Genomic DNA, 11,297 nt, shown 5'->3' with positions numbered 1-11,297 from the left:
TTTTCTGCTTGGGATTTTCAACTTCTGTCTTCTTCAACAAACATTTTGTAAGCAATGAAAGCAATCCCTCCAACCATTAGCGCAGTTGCCAGCCAAGATGCTATGCGAACTACAACGACAACAGCAATGACAATGCCTGTAAATTGAGCGACGGCTAGGATTTTTCGGCGCCACTGTTTGAGTTTGCCGTTAACTTGGCTGTCTGGTTCTTTGTACTTGCTCGTTAGATATTCGGGTACTGAGCGGTCGATTTCGGCTTCTAGTTCGTGGAGCAGACTTTCTTGTTCGCGCTTCCGCAGTTCTTGTTCTTTGTGCCGGAGTTCTCTTGTTTTTTTGTCAGGAGAATTCATGAATTTTACCCTATTTCCCGCTGGAAAAATGTGTTATTGATTGTCCATGTTGCGGAACGATATTTTTTTTACAACTGTAACTCACATTTCCTGCCTCGTCGAGAGATGTTAAGAAATGTTAAAGAGGGCGATTCCCTACGGGATAGCTACGCTTCACGACTCATTAAGCCGATCGCCCTACGCCCTAGACTAGCTGCTGCAAATCATCAATATCCTTCGGGCCCGATAGTAGTGCGATCGCACTCAGCTTCCGACAAATCAACCAAGCGCGATCGAAATAAGTTGCAGCCCGCTAATTGAGCTTTGGTTAACTTTGCTTTCTCCAAATTAGCTCGGCTCAAATCGGCATATCTCAAATCCGCATTCCTCAAATCTGCATTGTACAAATCCGCACCTTGCAAATTCGCTTTCTGCAAATTGGCACCTTGTAAATTGGCGTGGCGCAAATTTGCTCGGGATAAATTTGCTCTGGATAAATTTGCTTCCGACAAGTTGGCCAGATAAAGTTGAATGTCGCCCAACTCAGCATCTTGCAAATCAGTTTTATAAAGATTGGCTTCAGTCAAATTTCCGTAGGGCAAATAAGCTCGCCTCAGAACGCTACCAGAAAGATTTATTTCTGCCAAATCGGCTTGAAACAAGTTATCTTCACTTAAGTCAACCGCGCTAAAGTTTCGCTTGCCCTCAGCATACTGAGCGAGCAATTCCTCAGCGCTTAGCTTTTGCATTTTCATCCATTTATGAGGACAGCTATTGCAGCCAATCCATAACAGTAATTAATGGGTATTAATTTGTGTATTTATACTTAGGCATTGTTTTATGTTAAGCTTGTGTAACAACGATCTCATTTTTTCTAAGATTTTTTTTATATTTGTAAATTTCTGCCTTGCTCGACCAGTAAACGCTTAGTAATGTCAAGATCGATCGAGAAACCAAAGCGAATCCTCTACTGAAATATGCCAGAACTTCCTCTCTCCATTGCTCAGCACTACCACGAACGGACAAAATACGACCCTGAAACCATTGCCGCCAAAAGCAAACAGCTCGATTGGACAGAGCAACCTGTGCCTTTCAAAGAATATAAAATTGGAGCGTATTTTGACCTCAAGCCTTATCTAAAAGACCCCTCGGAGGATGCCGATGCCGATCCCGATGCCGCTTGGTGGCATCGGTTATCTAGCTTGTTGCTGTGCAGCTACGGGTTGACGGCGAAAGTGCAGACGGTAGACGACAGCTACCTGTATTTGCGATCTGCACCGTCGGCGGGTGGACTCTACCCAGCAGAGGTTTATTTAATCTCCCGCGGCACTGCCCAGTTGCCGGCCGGACTCTACAACTATCAGTGCAGAACTCATTCACTTGTTCATTTTTGGGACAGTCAAGTTTGGCCATCATTGCAAGCAGCTTGTTTCCAGTCGCCAGCGCTAGAAAATACCCAATTGGCGATCGCCATTACCACTGTTTTTTTCCGTTCTTCTTGGCGTTACGAAGACCGAGCTTATCGGCGAATTTTTCTAGACACCGGCCATTTATTGAGTAATATCGAGTTAGCTTGCGCCGTCAACGATTACCGACCTCACCTGATTGGAGGATTCGCCGACGAAGCTGTCAATGAATTACTGTACATCGACTCGGAGCAAGAAGGAGCGATTTGTGTACTTGCTTTAGCCGACTTGCTAGATATTGACCAAAACTTGCCTAAATTTAAAACCGCTTTGCCCGGAAACACCACGACAGATTACCCGCAAATTTCCGAAGGTCAACTGTTAAGATACCTCCACAAAGCGACGCATTTAGAATCCGATCCCACCGGAGCAGACGGCTGGAAACTTGATGAAACTGAAGGGGAATTAGAGGATAAATACAACTTTCCCTTTTGTACTAAGGTTTCGACGGTCACTCCTTCGATTCCTTGGGGAGTGAACCTGGAAACGTTAGAAAACACTATGCTCAAAAGGCGTTCTACCCGTGCTTATACAGGTGCTTCTTTGAGCTTGGGCGAACTGCTAGCTATGCTCGATTTTACTTACCAGCCCCAGCACTATATCGACCAAGGATTAGACGGTTCTCCAGACTATTTCGATCTAAGTTTGATCGAGACTTTTATTGCTGTTTCGGGAGTGAATGGGTTAGAAGAAGGCTGTTACTATTACGCTCCGAAAGCTCAAGAATTGCGGCAAATTCGGTTTAAAAATTTCCGCAGGGAGTTGCATTTTTTGTGCTTGGGGCAAGACTTGGGCAGAGATGCGGGGGCGCTGTTATTTCACACGGCGGATTTGAACAGGGCTGTAGCAAAATATGGCGATCGAGTTTACCGCTATTTGCACATGGACGCGGGTCATTTGGGCCAGCGGTTGAATTTAGCAGCTATGCAACTGCGTTTGGGTGTCAGCGGTATCGCAGGCTTTTTTGACGATCGCGTCAATGACGTTCTCGGTATTCCTGCGGGTGAAGCTGTACTTTATATTACAAGTCTGGGAAGACCTCGATCGTGAGAATGACTCATCAGTCAGCATTAGTCAGAAGGCAGAAGGTATCCTAAAAAAACCAACTCTGCTCGCGAAGCCGCTGCCACGCTTTGCGAATATGTTGAGGCTTAAATAGTTCGCTCTTGCGAATGTTCCATTCGCGTACCAGTTCGATCGCTCTTTCGCAATCCTCTGCTGCTTCCCTATTTTCCCTAGCAACCCAGTGAACAGTTGCCAACAGTTCCATTCCGTAAGGAGTTTCAAAACCATTAATTAACCCGCTCACACGCTCTAGTCTAACATTAGCATCAGCAGCATTTTGTAAAAAATCCCGCGCGGCTATTTTACCTTCAGACAACACATAGATTTGTGCCTCACTACTCCTGTCTCCATAACCTCGAATATAATGCCCTTCCAGCTTCTGTAAAACATGATTGAGATTATTTGCATAAGGCCCGTACTTTTCTTTCACATACTGCAATTTTAGTGGTTCACCTGCTACCTGAAGAAAATAAGCTAGCTTTTGAATTTCCAGCATTGTCAAGCGATAGCCAGGAATTCCGTACAATTCGAGCAAGCTAATAAATAAGGCACGAGCGCGATTCATTTGGGGTTTTTCGGTAGCAATCCGCATCGAATCAGCTTGCGGAGTAGCCTGCGGTTCAAACAGCAAAACTTGCACGTTTGGCAGTTCCGAAAAAGCTGATTCAATTAGCGGTTTGACTGTCTTCCAAGACAAGCCACCATTCCCGCAGCCTAGCGGAGGAACGGCAATAGAAGTGATGCCTAATTGCTTTACTTCCTGAATCAAAGCTTTTAGTCCAGTTTGAATATCTTCGATTTTTGATTTTCCTCTCCAGTGACGTTTAGTCGGAAAATTAATAATGTATCGGGGATTAAATAGATTGCCAGAAGATACTACAAACATTCTGCCCGGCTGCACTTCACCGGCGCGACAAGCCTTTTCATATTGGCGGAAGTTTTCGGGATAAGCCTGCTTGAACTGCAAGGCAATTCCTTTGCCCATAATTCCCACACAATTAACTGTGTTCACTAAGGCTTCTGCATTTGCTTCTAAAAGGTTGCCTTCCTTGATTTCAATCACTTTTACTTCCAGGTTTTTATTTATTCTAATAATACCAATTATTCTGCACTATTACGGAGGGTTTATGCGTAAAATTTTGTAAAATATTTTCTGTTTTTGCTTTAATTGTAGAATTGATGACGCCGATTTCTGTGATTAACTCCCAAGGGAAAAAGTTTCTAACTAAAAACTCGGCTTGACGCCTGCGTTTCCGGTCGTTGTCTTCATTTGTATCAAACCAATAACGAGATTCCATAACATCCCAGTCGATCGCACCTAGATAGTTTAGATCGTCAAAAAAATCGGTGAATCCCATGACTGCATGACCGTCCGTAAAAACAAACTCTAAACCTCTAGCATCTATATCTTCTACATCAGAAACTAGGTGAATAAGTGCTGCTTGACCTTGAGTATAGTTTGGTACATTGCCCTGATTAATGGTGTATAACATCGGAGATCGCGGTGCAAAATAAAAGGGAACATAATCGTGCAGTACGCCACCTGCACCGCAGGGAACACGGATTCTAGCGCGACGATCTTGGATCTTTTCGTAGGCGATATTAGTGTAGTTAGTTCCTGTCTCAACCATAACGTTGTAAGCTAACAATCCACCTTCAGAAATAATAGATTCTAGATTGTCAATGGGGGTGATGTGGTAGATAGGTAATGGCACTGCTGTTATCTGTTGGCTGTTTCAGGTTTAACACATAATTATAATATCTGCTTGGCAGTTAAAGATAAACAATCTTTTACCATTGCTATTTCCCAATGCAAAACCTGCTAAATATTCTGTCGAGCACTGATTCTGTCACTTCTTCGCCCGTAACTTCCCCCAATGCTTGAATTGCACCGCGCAAATCTATTGTCCAGAAATCTAAAGGCAATTTGTTGCTAATAGTATCCGTGCACTGTTCCAGAGAAATTTTAGCTTTGGTTAAGGCTGCTGCTTGCCGCTGGTTGATTGCTAAATCTGAGTTGGCTGCTTGCAAATTCCCCCCCCTGACGGCATCTAAAATTGCTGTTTCTAAGTCTTCTATGCCTCGATCGAGGGCTGCTGCTGCGGTAACTATACGGTGAGTTTCAGAGGAAAAAGGTAGTTCAGGGATGGTGTTTACTAGGTCGATTTTGTTGATAATTATAATTAGCTGGCGGTGCTTTACTTGTTCGTAAATTTCCAAATCTTCCTCTGTCCAGCCAGATTCCGCGTCAATTGTCAACAACACTAAATCGGCTTGTTTTGCTGCTGCGCGCGATCGCTCAACACCAATTTTTTCTACCTTGTCTTCGGTTTCTCGAATTCCCGCAGTATCGAGCACCTGCACCGGAATTCCGCCCACAACTAGCTGCGATTCTACCACATCCCGCGTCGTACCGGGCAAATCCGTGACGATCGCCCGATCGCTCTTACTCCACGCATTCAACAAACTCGATTTTCCCACATTCGGCCGCCCAACAATCGCTACTTTCAAACCGGTTCTCAACAATTCGCCGCGATCTGCCGTCGCCAAAATAGTTGACAATTCCTCCAAAATATGATTTATTTCCAAACAAGTTTTAGCTTCATCTAAAGGCGGCAAATCTTCCTCAAAATCAATTCTCGCCTCAATTTCTGCCAGCACGTCCAAACAAGTTGCTCTCAGTTGGCGAATTGGCTGCGCTAATTTTCCCTGCAAACCAGCCAAAGCACTTTGTGCAGCAGCAGGCGATTTTGCTCCCACCAAATCTGAGATACTTTCAGCTTGAGTTAAATCGAGCCTCCCGTTCAAAAAAGCCCGCAGCGAAAACTCTCCCGGCTGCGCCAATCTCGCCCCATTTTCCAAACACAACTGCAAGACTTGCTGCACGGCCATAATACCGCCGTGACAGTGAAATTCCACCACATCTTCGCGAGTAAAAGAACGCGGTGCTTTCATGATTAGCAGCAAAGCTTCATCGACTAATTCTTGAGTTTTGGGGCGGCGGATGTGACCGTAAAGAATGCGGTGAGACTCCCAGATTTGCCCTCCTGGGGCGCGAAACAGAGTTTCGGCAATTTTTAAGGCTGCGGAACCGGAAACTCGCACAATGCCGACGCTGCCTTGTTGGGGAACTATGGCAGTGGCGATCGCTGCGATCGTTCCTCCTTTTGTTAGTGATTCAGACATTTTTATTATTCACACATTCAAAACTTTTCTCAATCTCCTGTTTTTGAGTATCAGGCAATTGCTTCTATGTCTTCGAGAGGAGAAATCTCGGGTTCCTCAGTCAAAAAATTAAAATAGCCACCAGGAAAGGGCAAGCTGCCCGAGTTTCCGGGTCGAAGGGTAGGGGATATTTGGTAATATTTTTCCTAAGCTCCGTAATTGCTCGTCGCCTGCCAGAGGTAAGATAACTTGAATTATGGATTCAACCAGTTGTACCTTCATTTGACTGACCTCCTGATTAATTGTTAAATTATACATATCTCATTGACAGAATAAACAATTTCAGCAATTTTTTTGTAAGATCTTAGAAGAGCGTCGCCGCCAAGCTTGACTTGGGTAGCCAATCCCATCGCCCGTTTGCTCAGTCAGTCGATTTTAGATTTTAGATTTTAGATTTTAGATTAACTCCACAGATGAATCGGGGAGCTTCAACTCGGGTCTAAAATTTTGGGAGGCTAACGACTCCTGTGGGAAAGCAACTATCCGTTTTTGGGTGGGAGTCACGACTCGCTCGAACTTAAATTACTCAGCCAAATATTTTGGCTATTCTGATTTCATGCGATAATGGAACATTAATAGGGTAGAGGGCAAAGCATGATTGGTCAACTTCTAGACAGACGTTACCGCATCATTAAAGTCACAGACTCAAGTGAGGTGGGAAAAACTTATCTAGCAGCAGATACTCACCGTCCCGGGTATCCGCAATGCACGGTTAGAGAAATGCGGCTACCCGGCACAAGTTCGCAAACTCCAGAATTAGTCAAAGTTATATTTCAAAGAAACGCAGAAATAATTGAAAAATTGGGAAAACACGACAAAATTCCCGAATTATTGGCGTATTTTGAGGAAAATCAAAGTTTATACTTAATTGAAGAATTTATTGCCGGATCACCTTTAAGTCAAGAACTAATACCCGGTCAACCGTGGGATGAAGACCAAGTAATTGGTCTGCTATCAGAAATATTAGAAATTTTGGTGTTCATACACGAGAAAGGTTTCATTCACCGCAGAATTCAACCAGACAGAGCGATCCGGCGTGAGTCAGACGGCAAATTTGTATTGGTAGACTTTAGCTTAGACAAAGAAATTAACCCGGAACTTGCTAACTGTCATTTGTTGGCGCAAAGCTCCCCCCACTCTGTTAAAGGACCTTTAGCAAAAAAACACGAGTTGGGAGCCCAGGAGTTATACGTGCCGATCGAGCAATTGAGCGGCAACCCCCGGTACAATAGCGACATCTACGCTCTAGGTACGATCGCCCAGCTTGCCGTGACGGGACTCTCACCCAACGAACTGAGTGCCTTAAAAAACAACAAAAGCCAAATTCCCTGGCGAAACCGGGCAACTTGTTCGGCAGCCCTAGCAGATATTATCGATCGCATGGTGCGCCCCGACTGCGAGGAACGCTATCAAGAGGCCGCCGAAGTTTTAGCAGACCTCAAACAAATCGCCGTAAAATTGGAGGTTGAGCCGCCGCCAGCCACAATCATCACGCACGCTATGAGTCAACCGCGAAGACAAAGCCAAACCAAACTCCTGCTATTGGCTGCAACAGCGGCAGCTTTAATCTTGACGGCAGTGATAATTTACTTTTGGCAGAGTCAAAGTCCGGCGAGGTCAAAAGAATTGTTAGCCCGCGGTGTTACCAAGGCGCAGCAAGGTGATACAACAGGCGCGATCGCCGATTATACTCAAGCGATCGCCCTCAATGTCAGCGATGCGGAAACTTACTACAAGCGGGCAAACGCTCGCTACGACATGGGCGCAACCGAGCAAGCAATACAGGATTACACGCAAGCAATTAAAGTCAATCCTAGCCACACCAAAGCTCTCTACAATCGAGGTATGACCCGCCTCGATATCGGGGACAAGCGGGGGGCCGTGGAAGATTTCACCCAAGTAGTGCGACTCAATCCCAGCGACGGTGAGGCATACTCTCAGCGGGGTTTAGCCTACTACGATTTGGGCGACTACCCCCAGGCAATTGAAGACTACACTCAAGCAATTCGGCTCAGTCCCAACGATGCTACAGCTTACAGCAATCGGGGTTTAGCTCGATCGGCAGCAGGCGACAAAACAGGAGCAATGGCAGATTTTACTCAAGCCCTTCAAATTAGCCCCAAACAAGCTGGCGTATACTACAGTCGTGGTCGAGCGAGATTTAATCTGGCAGATTATCAAGGAGCGATGGAAGATTATACTAAGGCGATCGAATTCCAACCAGATCTCGCTGATGCTTATACCAATCGGTGCAGCGCTTACTTGAATTTGGCCACCTACGACAAAGCGATTGCAGATTGCACCGAAGGAATTCGCCTCGATCCAAAAGATGAAGCAGCTTACAACAACCGCTGCATTGCTTATCTGAATTTAAAACAATTTCAAAAGGCTAGCGAAGATTGCAGTTTGACGATCGGACTCAACGGCAACAATCCCAAAGCATACAGCAATCGAGGATTAGCTCGATCGGCTTCGGGAGACAAGCAGGGAGCTTTAGAAGATTTTACTCAAGCAATTCGACTCAATCCTAGCGATGCAGTAGCTTACAGCAATCGCGGTACTATTTACTCAGAACTGAAAAATTACCCTTTAGCGGTTGAGGATTTCGCTCACTCGCTGCGGCTCAACCCCAACAATGCTAGCGCTTTTTACAGCCGAGGCCTCGTCCGCCGCCAACTCAAAGACCGTGCTGGGGCGATCGAGGATTTTCAGAAAGCTGCAACCTTGTTTCTAGAACAAGGAAGAGCCGATGGTTTCCAAAACGCACAATCACAAATCAACGACCCTAAATAAACTATTAGTTTCCATTCAGATGTTAAAAAAAGAAGAAAAAAGGCAGAAGGAAGAAGGAAAAAGGAAGAAAGAAGAAGACCCAATTACCAATTCCCAATTACCAATTCCCAATTACCAACTCCCCGTTACCAATTCCCCGTTACCACCTCCCCGTTACCAATTCTCAATTATAGATATGAACATGGTTGGTCAACTGTTAGACAGGCGTTATCGCGTAGTGCAAATTCTCAGTTCAGGAGCTTTTGGACAAACTTATTTAGCTGTCGATACTCGCCGGCCGGGCCACCCTCAATGTGTAGTCAAACAACTGCGCCCTCCCAGCAACACTTCCACAGTTCTCAAAACAGCTTATCGCTTATTTAAACAAGAAGCAGAAATATTAGAAAAGCTGGGAAAACACGATCAAATTCCATTTTTACTAGCTTATTTTGAAGAAGCCAATCAATTCTACCTCGTCGAAGAGTTTGTCCCCGGACACGCCCTAAATAGGGAAATTGTGGCCGGTCAACCTTGGCGAGAAGAACGAGTGCTGGATCTGTTGCAAGAAGTGTTACAAGTTCTTGCCTTCGTACACTCTCAGGGAGTGATTCACCGTGATGTTAATCCCTCCAACTTAATCCGCCGCAAACCAGACGGCAAATTAGTTTTAATTGACTTTGGTTCGGTTAAAGAAGTTGCGAGTCACGTCAGCGAGTACGATACAGAATTTCCGCGCACCATTGCTACTGGAACTCCGGCTTATATGCCGATCGAACAATTTCAAGGCAACCCGCAATTTAGCAGTGACCTCTATGCAGTCGGGATGATGGCAGTCCAAGCTATCACTGGTTTACCCGGTACGGATTTGCCAAAATTGCAAGATCCGAGTCCTTCTCATACGGGGGAAATTGTTTGGCGAAACCGAGCTCAATGTTCTGTGGGATTAGCCAATATAATTGACAAAATGGTCTGTCACCAATTTGCCAAGCGCTATCAATCTGCGGATGAAGTTTTGCTAGCTCTCAGCAAGTTGAGACACCGCCAAGAGCCGATGAATCCGGCTCACAAGAAAAGTATGGCTCCCAGCTTAGTGTCTTCTGAGCGTTTTTCGTCACGTTTGGGAAGTCGATTTTGGTTGCTAATTTTGGCTGGCTTCGGGGCGGCAATAGTTCTGATATTTCTGTTTAGTTATTGGAGCCGCCCGAATCCGATTAAAGCTAAGGAATATTACGAACAGGGAGTGGAAAAGTCTCGCAATCAAGATGCGGATGCAGCTTTGCAGGCTTTTAATAAGTCAATTCAATTAAATCCTAAAAATGCTGAGAGTTTTTACCAGCGCGGTAATGCTAATTATGATTTAAAAAAGTATCAAGAAGCAATTGCTGATTATTCTCAGGCGATCACCCTCAATCCTAAATATGTTCAGGCTTATTTTAACCGCGGCCTAGCCCGTCACGATTTTAACGATACGCGGGGAGCGATTGAGGATTACACTCAAGCTTTGAATCTCCAGCCCAGGGATGCTGATACATATTATGAAAGAGGAGTTGCTTATTTAGAACTGCAAGATTACAAGATGGCTATTCAGGATTTTAACGAAGTAATTCGGTTGCAGCCGAACCTGGTTAAAGCTTATCATTCGCGGGGGTTGGCTCGTGCTGGGAGTGGCGATTTGCAGGGGGGGATTGGAGATTATACTGAGGCAATTAAACTTGATGCTAAGAATGTTGATGCTTTCTACAGTCGGGGGAGAGCTCGCTTTCACCTAGGAGATTATCAGGGAGCTTTGGCGGATTATTCTCAGGTAATTGCGATCGATCCCAAGAGTGGAGATGCTTACGCTAATCGTTGTAGCACGCAGTTGAATTTGGGAGCGCATCAAGCGGCAATTGACGATTGCACTCAGGCAATTTCGCTAAGCGATGAGGATGGAGTTCCTTACAACAATCGCTGCATTGCTTATTTAAATTTGAAGGATTATCCCAAAGCAATTGCCGATTGCACTCAAGCGCTGACAGTGAATCCGAATGATTTTAATGCTTTTAACAATCGTGGTTTAGCTCGCAGCGCAGGGGGTGACGCGCAGGGGGCGATCGCAGATTTTACAGCAGCAATCGGGTTCAATCCCAACAATGCTGAAGCTTACGCCAATCGGGCTAAGATTTATCAAGAGTTAAAGAATTACAATAGTGCGATCGCCGATTATGTGCAAGCTATTCGGATCAGTCCAAATTATGCTGCTGCTTACTACGGTAGAGGCATGGTTCGTAGCTCCTTGGGAGACAAAGCAGGAGCAATTAGCGATTTAGAAAAAGCCGGCAAAATGTTTCTCGATCAAGGACTTACGGGCGGTTACAAAGATGCACAATTTGAGATTGAAAAGCTCAAGTAGTCAGTTGTCAGTTGTCAGTTGTTAGTTGTTAGTTGTTAGTCATCAGTC

The 11,297-nt window shown here is 45.1% G+C and carries 8 protein-coding genes; 3 read left to right on the top strand and 5 right to left on the bottom strand.

Translation table 11 applies throughout. From position 1 onward, the window contains the following. Positions 1-17: 17 nt before the first annotated feature. Positions 18-350 (bottom strand): hypothetical protein, encoded by a 333-nt coding sequence (locus QUB14_RS21605; protein ID WP_333219089.1) that lies wholly within the window; start codon positions 348-350, stop codon positions 18-20. Positions 351-556: 206 nt separating this feature from the next. Continuing rightward, a complete protein-coding gene (locus QUB14_RS21600) occupies positions 557-1,078 on the bottom strand; it encodes a pentapeptide repeat-containing protein (protein WP_333219087.1) in 522 nt (173 codons plus the stop codon). Between the two features lie 228 nt (positions 1,079-1,306). Between QUB14_RS21600 and QUB14_RS21595 the strand changes: the two genes are divergently transcribed. Then, on the top strand, positions 1,307-2,845 hold the full coding sequence (locus QUB14_RS21595; protein ID WP_333219085.1) for a SagB/ThcOx family dehydrogenase: 1,539 nt from the start codon (positions 1,307-1,309) through the stop codon (positions 2,843-2,845). Between the two features lie 43 nt (positions 2,846-2,888). Here the strand turns inward: QUB14_RS21595 and darG are convergent, their stop codons facing one another. The 3 genes from darG to mnmE form a co-directional block, all read right to left on the bottom strand. Then, positions 2,889-3,923 carry a type II toxin-antitoxin system antitoxin DNA ADP-ribosyl glycohydrolase DarG gene (gene darG / locus QUB14_RS21590; RefSeq protein WP_333219083.1) on the bottom strand — a complete coding sequence of 345 codons (1,035 nt, stop codon included), beginning with the start codon at positions 3,921-3,923 and terminating at the stop codon, positions 2,889-2,891. A 25-nt stretch (positions 3,924-3,948) separates the two neighbouring features. Continuing rightward, complete coding sequence (gene darT / locus QUB14_RS21585; RefSeq protein WP_333219081.1) at positions 3,949-4,575, bottom strand: type II toxin-antitoxin system toxin DNA ADP-ribosyl transferase DarT; 627 nt, start codon at positions 4,573-4,575, stop codon at positions 3,949-3,951. Between the two features lie 85 nt (positions 4,576-4,660). Continuing rightward, positions 4,661-6,046: a tRNA uridine-5-carboxymethylaminomethyl(34) synthesis GTPase MnmE gene (gene mnmE / locus QUB14_RS21580; protein WP_333219079.1), complete on the bottom strand. Its 1,386-nt coding sequence runs from the start codon at positions 6,044-6,046 to the stop codon at positions 4,661-4,663. A 633-nt stretch (positions 6,047-6,679) separates the two neighbouring features. Here mnmE and QUB14_RS21575 point away from each other — a divergent pair. Then, the gene (locus QUB14_RS21575) at positions 6,680-8,878 is read left to right on the top strand and encodes a tetratricopeptide repeat protein (RefSeq protein ID WP_333219077.1); all 2,199 of its coding nucleotides are present in this window, start codon (positions 6,680-6,682) and stop codon (positions 8,876-8,878) included. Then, entirely contained in the window at positions 8,835-11,249 is a 2,415-nt protein-coding gene (locus QUB14_RS21570) for a tetratricopeptide repeat protein (RefSeq protein WP_333219075.1), read from the top strand. The genes QUB14_RS21575 and QUB14_RS21570 overlap by 44 nt, the downstream gene beginning before the upstream one ends. Positions 11,250-11,297: the final 48 nt, after the last annotated feature.

It is taken from the genome of Microcoleus sp. B3-D2 (assembly GCF_036705345.1).
GTDB lineage: Bacteria > Cyanobacteriota > Cyanobacteriia > Cyanobacteriales > Microcoleaceae > Microcoleus.
This window is presented reverse-complemented; position numbering and strand designations above follow the sequence as displayed.